The organism is Nocardia sp. NPDC059764 (genome assembly GCF_042732555.1).
Classification (GTDB): domain Bacteria; phylum Actinomycetota; class Actinomycetes; order Mycobacteriales; family Mycobacteriaceae; genus Nocardia.
Genome location: NZ_JBHWHH010000014.1, coordinates 1 through 18,127 on the forward strand (window position 1 = coordinate 1; position 18,127 = coordinate 18,127).

Annotated in this window: 17 protein-coding genes; 10 read left to right on the forward strand and 7 right to left on the reverse strand. The window is 69.8% G+C overall.

Annotation, left to right across the window (positions count from 1 at the left end):
• Positions 1-58 precede the first annotated feature (58 nt).
• On the reverse strand, positions 59-265 hold the full coding sequence (locus ACFV4K_RS04910; RefSeq protein ID WP_379272157.1) for a hypothetical protein: 207 nt from the start codon (positions 263-265) through the stop codon (positions 59-61).
• Positions 266-575: 310 nt separating this feature from the next.
• Between ACFV4K_RS04910 and ACFV4K_RS04915 the strand changes: the two genes are divergently transcribed.
• Positions 576-974 (forward strand): YccF domain-containing protein, encoded by a 399-nt coding sequence (locus ACFV4K_RS04915; RefSeq protein ID WP_379272158.1) that lies wholly within the window; start codon positions 576-578, stop codon positions 972-974.
• A 32-nt stretch (positions 975-1,006) separates the two neighbouring features.
• Here ACFV4K_RS04915 and ACFV4K_RS04920 read toward each other — a convergent pair whose 3' ends face one another.
• On the reverse strand, positions 1,007-1,444 hold the full coding sequence (locus tag ACFV4K_RS04920; RefSeq protein WP_357089467.1) for a MarR family transcriptional regulator: 438 nt from the start codon (positions 1,442-1,444) through the stop codon (positions 1,007-1,009).
• Between the two features lie 109 nt (positions 1,445-1,553).
• On the opposite strand from ACFV4K_RS04920, the gene ACFV4K_RS04925 reads away from it, so the two are divergent.
• Together ACFV4K_RS04925 and ACFV4K_RS04930 are read left to right on the forward strand one after the other, a co-directional pair.
• Positions 1,554-1,796, forward strand: a complete 243-nt coding sequence (locus tag ACFV4K_RS04925; protein ID WP_379272159.1) for a DUF2530 domain-containing protein — start codon at positions 1,554-1,556, stop codon at positions 1,794-1,796.
• A 111-nt stretch (positions 1,797-1,907) separates the two neighbouring features.
• Entirely contained in the window at positions 1,908-2,522 is a 615-nt protein-coding gene (locus ACFV4K_RS04930) for a TetR/AcrR family transcriptional regulator (protein WP_379272161.1), read from the forward strand.
• 57 nt (positions 2,523-2,579) lie between these two features.
• On the opposite strand, the gene ACFV4K_RS04935 is transcribed toward ACFV4K_RS04930, so the two are convergent.
• Positions 2,580-5,825 carry a sacsin N-terminal ATP-binding-like domain-containing protein gene (locus tag ACFV4K_RS04935; RefSeq protein ID WP_379272163.1) on the reverse strand — a complete coding sequence of 1,082 codons (3,246 nt, stop codon included), beginning with the start codon at positions 5,823-5,825 and terminating at the stop codon, positions 2,580-2,582.
• Positions 5,826-5,945: 120 nt separating this feature from the next.
• Positions 5,946-7,028 (reverse strand): DUF3027 domain-containing protein, encoded by a 1,083-nt coding sequence (locus ACFV4K_RS04940; protein WP_379272165.1) that lies wholly within the window; start codon positions 7,026-7,028, stop codon positions 5,946-5,948.
• Positions 7,029-7,045: 17 nt separating this feature from the next.
• On the opposite strand from ACFV4K_RS04940, the gene ACFV4K_RS04945 reads away from it, so the two are divergent.
• From ACFV4K_RS04945 to ACFV4K_RS04955, 3 genes are all read left to right on the forward strand, one after another.
• The gene (locus ACFV4K_RS04945; RefSeq protein WP_379272166.1) at positions 7,046-7,840 is read left to right on the forward strand and encodes a glutaminyl-peptide cyclotransferase; all 795 of its coding nucleotides are present in this window, start codon (positions 7,046-7,048) and stop codon (positions 7,838-7,840) included.
• A 463-nt stretch (positions 7,841-8,303) separates the two neighbouring features.
• Positions 8,304-10,004: an MFS transporter gene (locus ACFV4K_RS04950; protein WP_379272231.1), complete on the forward strand. Its 1,701-nt coding sequence runs from the start codon at positions 8,304-8,306 to the stop codon at positions 10,002-10,004.
• Complete coding sequence (locus tag ACFV4K_RS04955; RefSeq protein ID WP_379272168.1) at positions 10,001-10,594, forward strand: DUF2771 family protein; 594 nt, start codon at positions 10,001-10,003, stop codon at positions 10,592-10,594. Before ACFV4K_RS04950 ends, ACFV4K_RS04955 begins: the two co-directional genes overlap by 4 nt.
• 97 nt (positions 10,595-10,691) lie before the next feature.
• Here ACFV4K_RS04955 and ACFV4K_RS04960 read toward each other — a convergent pair whose 3' ends face one another.
• Positions 10,692-11,132 (reverse strand): cold-shock protein, encoded by a 441-nt coding sequence (locus ACFV4K_RS04960; RefSeq protein WP_357282822.1) that lies wholly within the window; start codon positions 11,130-11,132, stop codon positions 10,692-10,694.
• A gap of 137 nt (positions 11,133-11,269) precedes the next feature.
• On the opposite strand from ACFV4K_RS04960, the gene ACFV4K_RS04965 reads away from it, so the two are divergent.
• The 4 genes from ACFV4K_RS04965 (at position 11,270) to ACFV4K_RS04980 (ending at position 15,465) form a co-directional block, all read left to right on the forward strand.
• A complete protein-coding gene (locus tag ACFV4K_RS04965; protein WP_379272170.1) occupies positions 11,270-11,500 on the forward strand; it encodes a hypothetical protein in 231 nt (76 codons plus the stop codon).
• Positions 11,501-11,891: 391 nt separating this feature from the next.
• On the forward strand, positions 11,892-12,524 hold the full coding sequence (locus ACFV4K_RS04970; RefSeq protein WP_379272172.1) for a transglycosylase family protein: 633 nt from the start codon (positions 11,892-11,894) through the stop codon (positions 12,522-12,524).
• Between the two features lie 246 nt (positions 12,525-12,770).
• Positions 12,771-12,965: a hypothetical protein gene (locus ACFV4K_RS04975; protein ID WP_379272174.1), complete on the forward strand. Its 195-nt coding sequence runs from the start codon at positions 12,771-12,773 to the stop codon at positions 12,963-12,965.
• A gap of 190 nt (positions 12,966-13,155) precedes the next feature.
• Positions 13,156-15,465, forward strand: coding sequence for a helicase-associated domain-containing protein (locus ACFV4K_RS04980; protein ID WP_379272233.1), 2,310 nt, complete (start codon positions 13,156-13,158; stop codon positions 15,463-15,465).
• A 73-nt stretch (positions 15,466-15,538) separates the two neighbouring features.
• Here ACFV4K_RS04980 and ACFV4K_RS04985 read toward each other — a convergent pair whose 3' ends face one another.
• Together ACFV4K_RS04985 and ACFV4K_RS04990 are read right to left on the reverse strand one after the other, a co-directional pair.
• Positions 15,539-16,042: a hypothetical protein gene (locus ACFV4K_RS04985; protein ID WP_379272175.1), complete on the reverse strand. Its 504-nt coding sequence runs from the start codon at positions 16,040-16,042 to the stop codon at positions 15,539-15,541.
• Between the two features lie 361 nt (positions 16,043-16,403).
• Positions 16,404-17,966, reverse strand: a complete 1,563-nt coding sequence (locus tag ACFV4K_RS04990; RefSeq protein ID WP_379272177.1) for a cellulase family glycosylhydrolase — start codon at positions 17,964-17,966, stop codon at positions 16,404-16,406.
• Positions 17,967-18,127 lie beyond the last annotated feature (161 nt).

Consider the following 18,127-nt stretch of genomic DNA (forward strand, 5'->3'; position numbering starts at 1 on the left):
CCCGAGGGTGCCGCCCGGCCACTGACTCCCACCCGGCCCTGGGACGAGGCCGAATGCTCTACCGACCGGTGATCTTCGCTCGGAACGGTCCGCCGACGCTGTTGAACAGCAGATCGCCGTTGGGGAAGCCCTCCACGATGGCGTACGCGCCGTTGCCGAGGTTGGACTGCCCGAAGATGGTGCGGTGCACCGTCTCACCGGTCTTCCAGTCCAGGCCGGTCACCTCCCAGCCGTCGGCCTTGCTGTAGCCGTTGACGAAGACCATCCCGGTCGTGGTCGAGGTGGCCGGAGGAATTGCCGCTACTGCACGCGGCCAGGCCGCCCGTTGAGACAAGGGCCAGCGCGGTCAGGCCTACCGATAGTCGCTCAACGTTGCTCAAAGTATGCCCACGCTTTCTCCGAAAATCGAGACAGCACCTGGAACTGGATAAAGCTTGGATAGCGAGAGATTAGCAGTGAGCTGATTCATCAATCGGGAAATCCACCGGGTTTCACCCGTTACCGGACAGGGCCACCACCGATCAGTCAGGGTTTTCCCGGTGGTGCGGGCCCGCACCCGCTGGCATGCTGGAAGCGTGAAACCGATCCAGTTGATCCTGAACATCCTGTGGCTCGTGCTGGTCGGGTTCTGGATGGCCATCGGCTATGTGATCGCCGGGCTGATCTGCTGCATCCTGATCATCACCATCCCGTGGGGAATCGCGTCGTTCCGCATCGCCTATTTCGTGCTCTGGCCCTTCGGCCGCGAAGCCGTGGAGAAGCCGGACGCGGGTGTGGGATCGATGCTCGGCAATATCGTGTGGATCGTGGTGGCCGGGTGGTGGCTGGCGCTGGGGCACCTGACGACCAGCATCGCGCTCGCGGTCACCATCATCGGAATCCCGTTCGCCTGGGCGAATCTCAAGCTGATCCCGGTCTCGTTGTTCCCCCTGGGCCGCGAAATCGTCGACAGCGACCGACGTTTCGGCTACTAGGGCGCCGGGGCACCCCGGCGAGTCGGTACGCCTTACTCCGACTCGTCGACGATCTGCTTCATGATGCCGACCGCTTCGCGGAGCACGCCGACCTGGCTGGGCGTCAGCTGCGAGAGCTGATCGGTCATCCACGCCTCGCGGGCCTGATTCTCGTCCGCTATCAAGGCCCGGCCCGCGTCCGACAGCGACACGATGATCTGCCGTCCGTCGGTGGGGTGCGGATTGCGTTCCACCAGATCCATTTCCGACAGCGAGGCGATGACCCGGGTCATCGACGGCGGCTGCACCCGCTCCTTGGCGGCCAGCGCGCCCGGCGTCATGGCGCCCTCCCGATTCAGTGTGGCGAGCGCGGACAGCTGCGTCAGCGAAATCTGGGCATCGGCCCGCCGGCCTCGCAGATGCCGAGTCAAGCGCACCACCGCCAGCGAGAGTTCACCGGCGAGCGCTCGAATGTCGGAAGGCGTTGTCACAGAGGCAAACGATACGGGAACGCCCGCGCGGGGGTCGCCGGTTCGCCTGGTCCAGCGCCGAGCGTCCCGGCGCGTCACCGAAACGGCTCGCGCCCTCTAGTCTGAGGGGGTGACCCCGCCGACCGTCCCGGAGATTCCACCGCGCTTCACCGATCCGCGTCCCGTACTCCTGGTGGGCGCCATCGGTTTCCTGATCGCGACGGTCGCGGTGTGGCTGAACGACGCGTGGGCGACCGCGCGTCCGGTGTGCCTGATGGGGTTGGGCGTCGGCCTGCTGGGCTACACCATCTTCGCGATTCAGCGGCGGAGTGCGCGTCGGGGTGATAAAGGCGCACAACGCGGTCTGGATTAGCGCGGGGAAGCAACTGGTCATCTGACCAACAGGCGTGCCAGGCAAACTTGTGTAGCCCGCGAATTGACTGCACGCGCCTCGGACGCTTAACTCCCTGGAGTGTCCTCCCGATTGAGCGTCGAAGAACGACGGGCCCACCTTATCGAGGCAGCCATCGGCCTTGCCGAAAAAAAGGGCGTGGCCGGGGTTACCACCCGCGATGTCGCGCAGGCAGCCGGTGTTTCCCTCGGTGTGGTGCATTACTGTTTCGAAAACAAAGATCAGCTGATGACCGAGCTGGTCAAGGCGCTTTCGATGGAATTGCGTGATTCCGTCGACGCCAACGAAACCGTATGGCAGGACGTCGGAACCGGAAAAGCCGCGTTTCAACAATTGGTGCGCGCCGGCCTGGAACTCATGTGGCTCAACATCGAAGCCACCCCGGAACGACAACTACTCACCTACGAGACCACCACCTACGCGCTACGCGAAGGGGAACAGACCCCCGCCAAACTGGCCATCGCCCGCGAGCAGTACACCTTCAACGACTCCACGGTCGCCGACATCTTCGAGCACGCGCGCGAGGCCACCGACTGCCAGTGGACCGTTCCGGTCGGCACCCTGTCCCGTTTCATCCTCGCCACCATCGACGGCATCGTGCTGCGCTGGCTGGTCGACAACGACAGCGCCGCCGTCCGTGAGCAACTGGACGTCCTCGCCACCACCGTGGCAGCCCACGCGGCCTGACTCGGCCCTCCTTCTCCTCCGGCGCGGGCAGCGTGATCGCCCGCGCCGGACCTGATCTCAGCGACGCGAGAAGTTCTGCGGCTGTCCCTGCACATGGGTGACATCGCCCTCGCGCCACCACGCCACCTCGACCGTGGCCTCGAACGCGCCGGTCAACCGGACCCGCAATTCGTCGTGCACCACCAGATCGCCTGCCGGAAGCGGCATATCGAACTGCAGGCGCAACAGCACACCCAGCGGATCCGCGGTCCAGCTGGTCTCGCGACCCGTGCTCACCACCTCCGCCGTCACCGCCTCCGAGGCCAGCGGCAGGTCCAGCAGCGTGGCCAGCGGACGCGCGCACGCCATGTCTCCGACCACCAGGCGATCCGCGGGCAGCGCCGGACCGAACCACGGGCGATCGAGCACCAGCGCGTCGGCGGCCGGGATCACCTCCCCGCTCAGCGCGCGCACCTGACCCGGCAGCACCAGGTCCCCGGTGTCCAGCCGGCCCGCGTCCAGCGCTTCCGCCAAACGACGGTAGGTCTGCGAAATCGATTCGGGCGTAGGCACTCTCGCCGGATCGGCGAGCGCGTCGAGCAGCTCCTCGGCGAGCGCGGGCGTCAGCACCTCCGGATCGGCGAGAACACTGCGCAGCACCGCCAGGTCCTGGGCGCCGAAGCCCGGCAGCTGCGGGAGCAGGCCCGCGAACAAGGTGTCGTCCGGATGGCGCAGCAGGCCCAGCGGAATGCCGTCGATGTGCGCGTGGTGCCGCAGCCACCACGCGGTGTAGCCGTCGCGGTCGGCGACCAGGCGGCGGGTGCTCTCCTCGGCCAGCAGCAGGCGCAGGGCCTCCGGCCATTCGGCGTCGTCCACCAGGTCCAGGTCGCGGACCGCCACCAGCTCGGACGGATCCTCGACCAGGCTCTCCCACCAGGTCTCCTCATCGTCGAGGTGATGGTCGGGGCCGGTCGGATCGGACTCGGCGACCAGGGTGAATCCCCAGCCGACGCCGATGGCGCGCAAGGCTTCCGAGCCGTAGCGCTCCAGGACCGCGGAATCCACGGTGGAGAACGGCGAATCCGCGACCAGCACCCGGTCCAGCGGCGCGCCCGGCAGCAGCAGTTCGTCGGCGGGCGTCAATTCGCCGTCCACGTTCGGCAATTCGATCAAGCCGAGCCAGGACGGCAACGCGCCCGGCGCGGCCAGGGAATGCGCGGCCAGACCCAGCACCGCGTCCACGGTGTCGGGATCGCTGGGATCGTCCTCCAGCACCGCCTGCAGGCCCGGATCGTTCAGCAGATCCTCCGGCGTGGCCGGACGCGCGCCCAGGCGGCCCAGCAGCTCGTGCGCCGCCTCCGGATGCGCCAACCGCGCCCAGTGCACCGGAATCGCCTGCTCCAGACGGTCATCCAGCACCACCGTGCGCGGACCCGTCACCAGCCGACCGTCCACCAGCGGCACCGCCAGCGCGCCCAGCTCCTCCACCGACAGCGGATCCACCGCGAACGAGTCCAGGGCGTCGTACAGCGAATACCACCACTGCGGTTCGCGTTCCAGGCCGCCGGACAGCTCCGCGATCCGGGCCAGGCCGATCCGGTGCACATCCAGGGCCGCCAGCGCGTCGGTGAACAGGCGGCCCGACAGCTCCGGAATCACCAGCGGTCCGGTCATCTCCGCCAGCAGATCCGCCAATTCGGTGGTCACGCCGATGAAAACGCCGGCCCGCCGCGGCGAGGCGACGCCGATCCGGACCTCCCCGGCCGCCGGAATTCCGGCCGGGCGCGATTCATCCACAGCCATCCCCAGCCCGCCGAGGTCGAATTCGGCTGCGCCGGTGGACGCGGTCAGGTCCTCGACCCCGGCCAGGTCGGCGGCCCGGGCCAGATCCGCGGCGGCGGCCAGGTCGCCGGACTCGGCCGCGCCGTAACCGGCCACCACATCGTGCGGGCCGATGGCGTCATGGGGTTCGACGGCTTCGGAGGGCGATTCGTCCTCGGGCAGGTCCCACAGCGGCAGCGTCTCCGGCTCGGCGGGGCGAGCGGCGCGCGGCTTGGACGACGGCACGGGGGCATCGGGGCTCGCCACCTGGGCCGAAGCAGCGTCCGGGGTGGAAGCGCCGGCTTCCGGGTTACCAGCCGGTTCTGGAGCGAGAGACGGTTCGAGGAGCGCCGCATCGAAATCCGCTGGGGCGAGCGCGGGTTCGGCATCCTGGTGGACGGTGAGGACCGGCAGCCACTCGTTGTCGCGGAGTTCGGCGATGAGGGCTTCACGCAGGACGGCGTCGGTCTCACTGCGGGCGAAGCCCGGGGTGGGGACCAGGACCAGCCGGTCGCGGGGCGGGAGGGCGCGCGCGAAGGCGGCGTAGTCGGTCGCGAGCTCGGCCGGGCGGGCGCTCGGGAGCAGGCGGCGGCGGTCGGGCTGCATGGCGATGTCGGCGATGAGGACCGCGGGGAGCGAGAGTTCCTCGTCCGAGCGGGTGGGAGCGCGCAACACGTCCGGGCGGGTGGCGACCGGGCGGCCGTCACGCACCGGGAGCAGCCAGCGGGCGCGCTCGGTGCGGTATTGCCACCACAGGCGCTCATCGGAATTCGGGCCGGTGACCCGGAGTTCGGTGAGACCGCCCTCCAGTTCGCGTCGGGTGCTGGCGATCTCGTCGTCGCCGATCCGAATATTGGTCAGGGCGGGCAGTTCCAGCAGCAGGTCGGGAGCCTCGGCGCGCATCTCGGCGAGCAGCTCGACCGGGTCCACCGATTCGCGCAGGCGCAGCACGATCTCGCTGTCGAAGCCGTCCGCGGGCCGCTCGGCGATGGCCCAGGCCAGGCGCAACGCGGGCGGCTCGAAATCACCGGACTGCTCCGGGATCTCGATGCCCTGCACACCGAGCAGCGCCCAGGTCTCGCCCCGGGAGAACCGCACCGACCCGCTGGTCGACCGGAAATCCACCTCGTCGGACACGGTCAGCACCGCGGTGAAACCCACCCCGAACTGCCCGACGGCCGCGCCCTCGGTCTTCCCGGAGGCGCGTAGGGCGGTCAGCGCGTGCACGCCCGAGACGTCCAGCGGCGCACCGCTGTTGGCGATGTGCAGGGTACGGCCGTCCAGCCATACCGCGATCCGGCCGGGCACCCCGGCCTTCACCGCCGCGTCGGCGGCGTTCTGGGCCAGCTCGGTCAGCAGCCGGTCCCGGTATCCGGCCCGCACCAGATCCGCCTCGGTGGCGGCGTCCTCGCGCAACCGGGTGGGCGAGCCGCGCCAGGCGGCCACCACTCCGGCGCGCAATTCCGCCGTGCCGAACGGATCCTCGAATTCGGTCGCGACCACGCCCTACGCCCTTTCCCGAAAGCGGTTGTTGGCACGCCAAGGCCAAGCATCCGGGGTATTACACAGGATCCGGCGCGATCCACCGAAATCCAGCGTTGCCGGGAACTTCCGCGACCGGGCTCAGCGCGACTCCGCCGACCCGGTCTCGGGTTCCACCGACACCGCGGTCACCGCCCACGCGTCGTCGTACACCGCGTCCGGATCGGCCGACTCGAACACGCCGGGATCGGCCTGCTCGGCCTCGGTCTCCCCCGCCGCGGCGGTCTCGCCCTCCGCGACGGCGACCTCGGTCACCTCGACATCGGCGTCCACCACACCGGCCGCCACATCGGCGGACTCGGTCGGGGTCTGCGTTTCGGCGGCGTCCGATTCGGCTTCGGCCACAACCCTTTCCGCACCCTCGGTCGCGCCGGTTTCGCCGGATTCGCTCTCGGCGGAGGCGGTTTCCGGGCGGAGTTCGGCCAGCGGGATCAGTTCCACGGCGGCGTCGTCGTACGCCTCGTACAGCGGGGAGCCGTTGCCGGTGGGCAGTTCCACGTCCGAGTGCGCGCCGCAGCCGTAGGCCACGTGCACGACATGCCCGTCAGCGCCCATGGCATTGCCGCACACGCCGAAGGCGGCGCGCAGGGAACCGGCGAGGGGGAGGTAGAAACCGCAGCGGCCGCAGGTGGACGGCGCGGAACGGGCCATGTCGGTGTCGGGGCCGAATTCGGAGAACCAGCGGTCGGCGGCCTCCTCGCGGCCCTCGCGGGACAGCACCCGGGGGCGGCCGAGGCCGATCTCGAGCGCGACCTCGTCGACGGCCGGGTCGCCGGTGGCGACGTAGCCGGGCACCAGGCGCGGGTCGTTCGCGGGCGGGGCCAGCAGGTCACCGGGGGCGAGATCGCCGGGGCGGATGCGCTGATCCCACGGGATGAAGTCGGGCGCCACCAGGGCGTCCGGGCCGGGCAGCAGGGCCGACTCGCTGACGGTGGCGACCGTCGCCTCCGGCGGGGCCGCCACCACGACCGCCCACTGCCAGCCGTGATAGCCGGGCAGGGTGGCCTCGAACCGATGGGTGGCCGAGGATTCGTCCTCGCCCGTCACGCCCAGATGCGCGCCCACGCCGACCGGCTCCAGATCCAGCAGCGCACGGCGGGCCAGCTGGACCGCCTCCGCCAGGATCGGCCGCACACCGGACTCCGAAACTCCAACCGCGCTCACGCCCTACATTTTGCCGTATGGAGCGCAAACGCCGTGCACCGGTAGCGGCCGCCACGATCACGCTGTCCACGGCCCTGGCCCTGGCCGGGACCATCACCGGCTGCACCAGCGCCGACAACACGCCGAAGTGGCGTGTCGAAGTGGTCGCGACACGGCCGCACGACCCGGGCGCGTTCACCGAGGGATTGGAAGCGGACGGGTCGGTTCTTTATGAGGGCTCCGGACTCTCCGGCCACTCGTCCGTCGTGTCCACCGACCTGAACACCGGGGCCGAACTCGCCCGCGCCGAGCTGCCCGCCCCGCTCTTCGGAGAAGGCATCACCCGCGCCGGGGACCTGCTCTGGCAGCTCACCTGGAAGGACGGGCTCGCCATCGCCCGAAACCCGGCCACCCTGGCCGAGATCCGCACCGCCCGCTTCGACGGCGAGGGCTGGGGGCTGTGCACGCGCGGTGATCGCGTGGTCATGAGCGATGGGAGCTCCACCCTGACCTTCCGCGATCCGCGGACCTTCGCCGTCACCGGGACTGTCACGCTCACCAGCCACAAGAACGCTCGCCTCAACGAACTGGATTGCGCCCCGGACGGTTCCGTCTACGCCAACACCTGGGCCACCGACACCATCCTGCGCATCGACCTCGACACCGGTGACGTGCTGGCGAGCATCGACGCCTCAGGTCTGCTGCCCGGCAGCGCCCGCACCCCCGACACGGACGTGCTCAACGGCATCGCCCACCTGCCCGGCACCGATCGCTTCCTGCTCACCGGCAAGAAGTGGCCCACCTCCTACGAAGTCCGGTTCATTCCCGCCTGACCCGCCAAAAACGACCGGTCTCTCCAACTTGTGGCGTCCCACACCGGCGGTAGTGCAGCCGCACGCCGACGGCACTGCAAGAATTGGGGGCGTGACTGCCCCCCGTGACCCCGGTGCCGATCCCGGTCGCTGGGGCGACGAGGACTCACCCATGATCGAACGGCATCCGGGGTACGACCGCTATCCGCCCGCGAACCGCGCCGGGCGGCGGCCCGCGCCGCCGCGCGACCAGGACGACGTGCCGGAATTCCTCACCCGGCGCGCACCCACCCGACCCCCCGAACCGTCCTCGGGAGTGCGCAGCGAACCCGCGCGCGACCGCGGCGGCGACGCACCGCGCGAACCGGAGGCCCGGATCTCGCGCTGGGCGCAGCGCCGCCACGGCAAATCCGATTCCGGTGACAACCCGCCGACCCGGCCCTACGAGACCCAGCCGTCCCGCGGAACCGGGGACGAGCCGCAGATGTGGCAGCAGCCGCACGACTTCAACACCACCCGGCGCGTGCGCTACGACCCCGCCTCGGGACATGCCCAGGAGGCCGAGAACTCGCCACGCGGGCACGCGCCGCACCGCCACGACCCGAAACCCGCGGGCGCGCCCGGACCGGAAGGCCGCGACACCGCCGCCGAGTCCTCGGAAACTGCTCATACGCAGCAGCTTTCGCCCGGTGGCAACCCGGACGCCCACGACAGCGGCGGGCTCCACAAGCCGCCCCGGAAGCTGACCGTCACCCGGGTCGCGGCGCGCCGCAGCATCGAACTGACGCAGAGCGGTTTCGCGACCTTCCAGCGCGCCGCCAAGGCCGACGGCGCGGAGGAGTCCGGCCTCACCGCGCTCGTGTACGCCACCATGGCGAACTTCGCGACCGACGCCGCCATCGCGGTGGCCCTGGCCAATACGTTGTTCTTCGCCAGCGCGACCGCGGAGTCGGTCACCAAGGTGGCGCTGTACCTGGTGATCACCATCGCCCCGTTCGCGGTCATCGCACCGGTGATCGGCCCGATGCTGGACCGCCTGCAGCACGGCCGCCGGATCGCGCTGGCGGGTTCCTTCGCGATCCGCGTGCTGGTGGCCGGACTGCTGATCTTCAATATCGACAACTGGGCGCTGTACCCGCTGGCCCTGTGCATGATGGTGCTCAGCAAGTCGTTCTCGGTGCTGAAGTCCGCGGTCACCCCGCGCGTGCTGCCGCCGGGAATCGACCTGGTGCGCACCAACTCTCGCCTCACCGTCTTCGGACTGGTCGGCGGCACCCTGTGCGCGGGCGGCGTGGCCGCGCTGATCGCCAAGGTGACCGGCTCGACCGGCGCGCTGCTGTTCGCGGCCGCGCTGGCCGCCGCCGGCATGTTCCTGAGCCTGCGCATCCCGGCCTGGGTGGAGAACACCGAGGGCGAGGTGCCGGCCACCCTCGGCTACCACGGCGATGACTCCCGCACCGAGGTGCTGGACCCGAGCCGGGCCGGGGACGTGCCGCCCACCAAACGCCGTCAGCCGCTGGGCCGTTCGGTGGTGACCGGCCTGTGGGGCAACAGCACGGTGCGCGTGCTGACCGGCTTCCTCACCTTCTATGTGGCGTTCGTGGTCAAGGCCACCGACAAGCACGGCGTGCAGCAGATCGCCATGCTGGGCATCGTCGGCGCGGCCGCCGCCATCGGCAATTTCGCGGGCAATGCGACGGGCGCCCGCATGAAACTCGGCCGCCCCCAGCTGATCGTGCTGATCTGCACCGTCGCCTGCGTCACCGTCGCCGTCGCCGCGGCGTTCCTGGACAGCCTGCTGGGCGCGGCGCTCGCCACGCTGATCGCGGCGGGCGCGAGCGCGCTGGCCAAGGTGTCACTGGACGCCTCCATCCAGGACGATCTGCCCCCGGAATCGGTCGCGTCCGGTTTCGGCCGCTCCGAGACCGTCCTGCAGCTGGCGTGGGTCTTCGGCGGCGCGCTGGGCGTCCTGCTGCCCACCCTGTGGATGCCGACCATGTGGTGGAAGGGGTTCGCCGTGGTCTCGGTCATCATGGCGCTGGGCTTGATCCAGACCGTGGTCAGCTACCGTGGTCATTCGCTGCTGCCCGGTTTGGGCGGTAACCGACCTCAGCACGCCAAGCAGGAGATCCCCGGTGCGCACGGCGCGGGGAACGCACCCAGTAACGGACAGGAAACCCGGTGAGCCAACCCAAAGCCCGCACGATCATCGCTCTGCTGGCGGTTCTAGCCGTGGTGGCCGTGGCCTACTTCGCCGCGATCGTGGTCATCGCCCGCCACACCGACAAGTCCGAGCCCGCGATCACCGCGTACGCGCACGGCAAGTCCGTGACGGTCGAACCCTTCCTGTACTGCGACCTCGAGGTCTCCAAGGAACGCCTCTCGATGGGCAAGTGCAACACCACCGAGGCGGTCTCCGACCTCGACGTGCCGCCCGGCTCCACCATCCAGCTGTCGCTGCCCAAGGAGATCGTCGACGCCCCCTGGGAGCTGCTGATCGGCTACCGCCTGCCGAACAACAAGGCCGACGCCGAGATCCTCACCTACAAGGAGCCGTGGAAGCTGTCCGGCAAGCCGGAGCGCGACCAGGACTCCAAGTGGGACAAGCCGCGCACGCTGACCATCAAGACCCCCGCCAACGAGGGCGTGAAGCTGGCCATCATGGAGCTGCATCTGCCCATTCCGGCGCGCGACGAGGCCGGCAACGAGGGCGTCATCTCCCGCGGCATCTGGGCGGTGCACACCCCCGCGTTCGATCCCGCGCTCTTCAGCTGAGCTCGGCCGGACCCGGGAAACCGGGTCCGCCCCAACGTGAATCGGGCCCCGGTGATCGAATCACCGAGGCCCGATTGCCGTTTCGAGCGCGGGCGACCTAGTGGTCGAGCTCGCGCGCCACGCCGCGCACCACTTCGGCGATGCGCTGGGCGGTCTTGCGGTCCGGGTACTTGCCGCGACGCAGGTCCGGCTGCACCTTGGTCTCCAGCAGCGTGATCATGTCCTCGATGAGGCCGTGCAGCTCGTCCGGCGACTTCCGGTTGACGGGGGCGCCGTCGGTGCGGCCGCCGCGGCCACCGCGCTCGCCCCGGCCGCCGCGCTCCTCGCGCAGGGTGGGGGTCTCCAGCAGCTTCAGCGAAAGCGCCTGCGGGCCACGGCGACCCGCGGCCATCCCGAACTCGACGCGCTGACCCGGCTTCAGCGCCTCGACACCGTCGGGCAGCGCCGACGATCGAACATAGACGTCTTCTCCCTCATCCTGGGACAGGAAGCCGAAGCCCTTTTCGACGTCGTACCACTTCACCTTGCCGGTCGGCACTGCGCTCACCCGTTCGTCATTCCAGCCCGGAGCAACCGGGCAAAAGAACGCGCCCCACACAGCTATGCAGGACGCGACTGAACTCCGAGTCTACCCCGGTGCGTATAGCCCGAGCACATCAGTTTTACGGTCGAGAGGTGTCCGACACTTCTTCCGAGCAGGCCCCTCGCCGTTCCGCGAGCTGGCTGCTCTACATCGCCATGGGACTGTTCGCGATCGGATTGCTGGCGGTCTTCGCCATCTTCGGCGTCGGGCTGCTGACCGATTCGAAGCCGGCGGTGTGGCTGTACCTGCTCGCCATGTGCGCGCCGCTGGGTTTCCTGCTGTCGATCGTCTACGCGCTGTGGTCGGGGCGCCGGACGCGCTGAGATTGCCCAGTTCGTTACCCGGCCATTCCTGTGATCTTCGTCACATAACGAGACGGTCACAGAGTGGTGACAGACCCCTATCGACCGAGACTCGCCGTGACCACCAGCACAGACGCCGGATGGAACCCGTTGCGCCGGTAAATGACCCGACGAACACGACGGTTATCAAATGGTGATTTTTCGCTGCGGGCGTCGTAATGTTCTCCGAGCCGGGTCAGCCCGGCGCCACCGGCCCGCCGCACCGAACTTCGCCCCGCGGGTACGGACCCCCAACTGGAACCAAGGGGCGAAGACGAGGCATAGCGCACAGCCAGTGCGCCGGGCCGGACGACCTCTCAGTCCGACCCCGGTAGTCGGTCTCGCAGGCGCGTACGAGAGGAAAGACCCGAAAATGAGTGGACGCCATCGCAAGCCGACCAACACCGGCCGCACTGTCGCCAAGGTTGCCCTGACCGGCATCGCTCTCGGCGGCGCGGGAGTGGCCATGGCAGGAAACGCCAGCGCGGCACCCGACTCCGACTGGGACAAGCTCGCGCAGTGCGAAGCCGGCGGTAACTGGGGCATCAACACCGGCAACGGTTTCCAGGGCGGACTGCAGTTCTCCCCCGGCACCTGGACCGCCCACGGCGGCGGCGAGTACGCCGCGACCGCCAACCAGGCCAGCCGTGAACAGCAGATCGCGGTCGCCGAGAAGGTCCTCGCCACGCAGGGTTGGGGCGCATGGCCCGCCTGCTCCTCGAGCCTCGGCCTCTCCAGCTCCGCTACCCCGCGTACGGCCCCCGCGCCCGCCGCGTCCGACGTCCCGCAGTGGGCCCCGCAGCAGGCCGGCCCCGGCGGCGCCACGAACGGCACGCAGGAGGTCTTCCAGGCCGTGGACCGCGCCATCGCGGTCGCCCAGCAGCAGGGCATTCAGATCCCACAGCCCGCACTGGATTTCCTCAACGCCACCAAGGCCAATGGCACCCAGCTCGATCCGGGCGTCGTGAACTTCTTCCAGGCGAACAAGGGCCTGCTGCCCCAGTAGGCAGCCCTGTTCCCTCCGAAGGCCCCCATCGATGACGATGGGGGCCTTCGTCGTTCCCGCAGCCGGATTCCCCACGCGTTCGAGGCCCACCTCGGTCTGGACTGCGCTCCGCCTCCCCGCGCTTGGAGCGGGGGAGCGAAGCGGAGAAGGGAAGGCCGAGGTAACAGGGTCTCGAACACGCCGCAGCGAAGCGGAGGCAATCAGACACAGTGCCGGGGAGGGCGGCTCGGGGGTGCTCATGCCAGAATGAGCGACGTGGTGAACAAATCGAACAAACCCTATGTGGACAACGGCTGGCCCGAGACCAACGGCGATCACGCGGTCACCGAGCTCTCCTCGACCCGCTCCGGTGGACTCTCCCCCTACGGCGAGGACATGGAGTTCCCGCTGCCGGTCGAGCAGCTGCCCTACGTGCACCCGCACACCATCGTCAACCGCTGATCCGTCGTACCGACCGATATGCGGTTGACGGCGCTCGTTCCCGGGCGACCGCCGCGCGTACGACTCCAGGCCCTGTCTACCGCCTGGTGGCCGCGGCGGTCGCTGAACCGCGCCCGCACTCCCCGACGGATCGGGTGAAGTGACCGAAACCCCCACCCCGACGGGCGACCCGGACGCGCCCGCCGATTCCATGGCCAAGCCCGCGAAATCCGCCAAATCCACGGATCTGACGCTGGCCGAGTGGCTTTCCAAGCGCGGCGACGACGAACTCGTGACCCTGCTGGAGCTGCGCCCCGACCTGGCCGTCCCGCTGCCCGCCTCGATGGCCGTGCTGGCCGCCCGCACCGAACAGCGCGCCTCGGTGCTGCGCGCGGGCGACGAGCTGAACACCCTCGACTTCGCCATCATCGAAACCCTTGTGGTGCAAGGAGCCGGGGACAGCCGCCACGGCGCTCCCCTGCCCGCCAAGACGCTGCGCAAGCTGCTCTCGGACCGGGTGCCCGCCGCGCCCGTGAACGCCGCGCTGGCCAAGCTGCGCGCCCGCGCCCTGGTCTGGGGCCCCGACACCGCCCTGCGGGTGTCACCGGCCGCGCAGGAGGCCCTGCCCTGGCCGCTGGGCAGCACCACCGAATTGCCGGACTCGCTCACCGAGCCCGAGATCACCGCCGCCCTGGCCGCGGCCACGCCGCAGGAACGCGCGCTGCTGGAGAAGCTGGCGAGCACCGGCCCGCGCGGCCGCACCCGCGACGCCGCGCCCGGCACCCCCGACGACCGTCCGGTCCAGCGGCTGCTGGCGCATCGCCTGCTCAACTGGATCGACGAGGAGACCGTGGAGCTGCCGGTCTCGGTCGGGCAGGTGCTGCGCAACGAACCGGTCACCGATCCGCACGCGCTCGCGGTCCCGCACCCCGACACCACCAAGCACGTCCCCACCGACATCAACGCGGTGGCGGCGGGCGAGGTGGGGGAACTGTTGCGGCACAGCGCCTCCGTGCTGGAGGTGCTCGGTCGCGCGCCCGCCCCGGTGCTGCGCTCGGGCGGCCTCGGGGTCCGCGAGCTGCGCCGGGTCGCCAAGCAGACCGGCATCGACGAGGACCGGCTCGGCCTGCTCGCCGAGATCCTGGCCGCCGCCCGCCTGATCGACAAGGGCACCCCCGAACCCGCGCCCGACGGCGACGGCGCCGACGACTTCTGGACGCCGACCACCACCTCCGACGCCTGGCTCGCCGTGGTGCCGTCGCGCCGGTGGGCGGTGCTGGCGCAGGCCTGGCTGGAACTGGACCGGCTGCCGTGGATGATCGGGCTGCGCGACGCCAATGACAAACCCCTGGCGGCGCTCTCGGCGGAGCTGCGCACCGTGTACGCGGTCCGCGACCGGCACGCCGTCCTGGGCCTGCTGGCCGAATTCCCGCCCGGCACCGAGGTTTCCGCCGCCGACCTGGGTCGCATCCTGGCCTGGCGGGAACCGCGCCGGCGCCGCCACTACCGGCTGGAGGCGGTGCGCGCCACCCTCTCCGAGGCCGAGGCGCTCGGACTGCTGGCGCGCGGCGCGGTCACCTCCGCGGGGCGCGCCCTGCTGCACGGCAGTCCCGAGGACGCCGAATCGGAGATGGCGATCGCGCTGCCCGAACCGGTGGATCACGTGCTGGTGCAGGCGGATCTGACGGTCATCGCGCCGGGCCCGCTGGTGCCCGAACTGCAGGACCGGATCGCCATGGTCGCCGACGTCGAATCGGCGGGCGCGGCCACGGTGTACCGGATCAGTGAGACCTCGGTGCGCCGCGCCCTGGACGCCGGGGCCACGTCCGCGGAACTGCACCACCTGTTCACCACCCACTCCCGCACCCCGGTCCCGCAGTCGCTGACCTACCTCATCGACGATGTGGCCCGCCGCCACGGCCGCCTGCGCGCGGGCATGGCCCAGAGCTTCGTGCGCAGTGACGATCCCACGCTGCTCGCCGAGGTGCTGGCGGCGCCCGTCGCCGGGGAGCTGGCCCTGCGCGCGGTGGCCCCGACGGTCGCCATCTCCCAGGCCCCGCTGGGCGAGGTGCTGGAACGCTTGCGCGCCGCCGGATTCAGCCCCGCGGGCGAGGATTCCGCGGGCGCCATCGTGGACCTGCGGCCGCGGGGGGCGCGCCTGCCGGCCCGGCAGCGCCCGCACCCGAACTGGCGGCCCAACCCGCCCAGCACCGACCAGCTGCGATCCCTGGTGGCCGAGCTGCGCGCGAGTGAGCGCGCCGCGAATGCCCGGGCCGGGCAGACGGTTCGCTCCGACGGCTCCCGCACCAGCACCCAGGCCACCCTCAACCTGCTCCAGCTCGCCGCCCGCACCCGCCGCCGCGTCCACATCGGCTACGTGGATGCCCAGGGCGTCGCCTCACAGCGCGTGGTCGAACCCCTCAAGGTCGGCGGCGGGCAGCTCGACGCCCTGGACCCGGTCACCGGCGCGGTCCGCCACTTCACCCTGCACCGCATCGCCTCGGTCGCCCTGGTGGAATAGGAAAAGCCCAGCACCCGAACGGCATTGGTGATGCCGACGGTTACCGGGCTGGTTCCAGGTCCCGAGAGTTGGGTTACCCCTTGGGGTTGCCCAGGCAGAAGGTAGTCTTCGGATCGGGGACGATGCGGAACCCGATCGCGGTGCTCGGGTCGCAGGCGAATTCGTCGGCCTGGCCGTCGATCCGGTCGATCACCTTGAACGAGGCTTCCGGAGCCGTGCACGCCACGAACTTGTAGCCGGTGGTCTGGCTCTCGTTGTAGCAGGAGCCCTTCTTGAAGTTGGGGCTCAGGCACAGGAAGGCCGTGGTGCCGCCGTTGAGGGTCTCCTCGTAGGAGGTCTGCTCTTCCTTGCAGTCGGTCTTCTTGTCCGCGACCGCGGCGACCTTGTAGACCGCCTTCTGGTCGGAGCAGTCGACGGGCGCGGTCTTGGAGTCGGTGGCCGAGCCCTCGATCACATTGATGCAGTCACCGACCTTGGACTTGGCGGTGTCGGACTTGCTGGCGTTCTGGAGCGCCGAACAGCCGGAGACGGCGAATACGGCCACGGCCACCGCCACGAGGGCGAGCACGAGGCGCATCAACGGCCTCGTTCCTGCGAACTTCACTAGCGAAAACCTTTCTCACCGAACCGCTCACTGCTGTGAACGCGGTGAGAATACCTGTGTGCCGCCCGGACCCGCATCCGACGCCGGGTTATATCCGGACGGCATCACCGATCAGTGCCCGCGACTCAGTGCGGCAGCATGGACAATCCGCGCATACCCAGCCACGAGAGGTTCACGAGCAGGGTGGGCAGGGTGCTGAGCATCGGCAGGCCGAAATACAACATGGGTTACCTCTCGATCGACAAAACTGGGCGCGCGACCAACAGCGCCCCTTTGCCGTGTGTCGATATCCGTGCCCCACTCGTTACACAAGCGGGGCAATAGCTTTCGCGCATCATTGTGCCGAACCGGATCCCGATCCGCTGCCCGACCCGGAATCCGCAGAGCCGCTCGCTGAGCCGCTGCCCGCCGAACCGCTCGCCGACCCACTGGCCGAACCCGTCCCGATCGGACCGGTGGGCACGGTCGCGCCCTTCGACCCCGGACGGTTGACGTACACGGTCACCGGCGTCGACGCGTCGGCCTCCACCGTCACCACCCGCGCACCCGGCGTGGAGGTCACGTGGCCGCCCTCGACCCGCACCGCGTAGCCGTCCGGATAGTGGACGTCCGAGGCGTAGATCTCCGTGCTTCCCGCGCGCGGGGTGTAGCGGTAGGCGAAGTCACCGGTGTCCGGATCGAAGATCATCCGCCCGGGCGTGCCCGCGGTCGCCCGCGGATAGGTGCGCACCAGTTGCTTGCCGACGTCCCCGAGGAACGGATCCGGCTTCGGGCCGCCCGCCCCGAAGCGCGAGGAGTAGTGCCAGTACTGCCAGCTCGCGAACCGCTCGTCCGCGCGGACCAGGGTATTCCGCAGCACCGTCGCGTCGCCGTCGCCGAATTCGGTGACCAGCGTGGGCAATTGGGTGCGCGCGGTGAGGGCGTCGATATTGCCCCAGGTCTTGTCCTGCTGCAGCGGGCACAGACCGCGCAGGAAGGTGGGCAGGCCCATATAGATGGCCATCTGGCTGGGCATGCAGTAGTCGTGCGGCGCGAACGCGATGTTCGGCGCGCTGATCGGCGGATTCTTGCCCAGGTTGCTGGGCATGGTCTCGTTCCAGGTGACGTTGGGCTCCCACAGCACCATGAGGTCGCCATTGCTCCCGCGCACCGCGTCGGTCAGCTTCTGCATGGCCGCTTGGTATTTCACGTCGAAGCCCGGGCAGCCGTTGGGGAAGCAGGACAGGAACGCGCTCCCCGGCCACGGCTCGTTGAGCAGTTCGATGCCCATCGCGCCGGGGTGGCCGCTCATCTTCGCGGCGAGCGCGCCGAGCGCCTGACCGAGGTAGTCGAGGGCGCCGTAGGAGTTGTTCCACACCTCGTCCCAGCCGGCGTTCATGCTGGGCATCAGGTAGTAGAGGGGGAAGCCGAGATTGGGCTCCCCCGCTCCCGGGCGAGCGTGGAGAGACCACTCCGGAAAACCGTTGCCGCCCCACACCTTCGACAAACCGTCCTGGTGGTTGTCGAGCACGGTGTGGATCCCGTACTCGGCCAGGGTGTCCACGATGCCCGCGACCCGATCCAGGTACGCGGTGTCGACGACGCCCTGGGTCGGCATCAGCCCGTCGAAGGACACGCCCAACCGGACGGTGTTGAAGCCGTGGCGGGCGAGCAGCGCCGCGTCGTCCTCGGTGACGGTGAGCCCGTCCCCCGCCTGGAGGAAGGGCGGTTCCTTGTCGACATTGTTGACCCCGTGCAGCAGCACGACCCGGCCGCTGTCGTCCACGAAGTGCGAGCCGTCGGTGTGGATCCGCCCGATCGAGGTGGCGGTGGGCGCGGCGTCCGCGACGACCGCGGAGGCCATCATCCCGCCCGCGATGGCGGCGGCGAGCAGCCCGCGCGTCCAGCGTCTCTGCATTCTTTTCGGTTCCCTCAGGTCAAACGTCCAAATGGACAAGCGTCCAATTTTCGAGTGATCGTAGCCACCAGAAGTCTGGGCTTGACCGTTTTCACCGAATCCGGTGCGACGGATGGGCCCGGTCAGGGGCATGCTCGACCACCGATCCGGGCACGGGACGC

Bases quoted from the DNA above. Each gene is read 5' to 3' on its own strand.
- ACFV4K_RS04910 (WP_379272157.1), bottom strand. From the start codon at position 265: ATGGTCTTCGTCAACGGCTACAGCAAGGCCGACGGCTGGGAGGTGACC.
- ACFV4K_RS04975 (WP_379272174.1), top strand. From the start codon at position 12,771: ATGAGCGACGTGGTGAACAAATCGAACAAACCCTATGTGGACAACGGC.
- ACFV4K_RS04950 (WP_379272231.1), top strand. From the start codon at position 8,304: ATGTGGCAGCAGCCGCACGACTTCAACACCACCCGGCGCGTGCGCTAC.
- ACFV4K_RS04980 (WP_379272233.1), top strand. From the start codon at position 13,156: ATGGCCAAGCCCGCGAAATCCGCCAAATCCACGGATCTGACGCTGGCC.
- ACFV4K_RS04970 (WP_379272172.1), top strand. From the start codon at position 11,892: ATGAGTGGACGCCATCGCAAGCCGACCAACACCGGCCGCACTGTCGCC.
- ACFV4K_RS04985 (WP_379272175.1), bottom strand. From the start codon at position 16,042: ATGCGCCTCGTGCTCGCCCTCGTGGCGGTGGCCGTGGCCGTATTCGCC.
- ACFV4K_RS04990 (WP_379272177.1), bottom strand. From the start codon at position 17,966: ATGCAGAGACGCTGGACGCGCGGGCTGCTCGCCGCCGCCATCGCGGGC.
- ACFV4K_RS04945 (WP_379272166.1), top strand. From the start codon at position 7,046: ATGGAGCGCAAACGCCGTGCACCGGTAGCGGCCGCCACGATCACGCTG.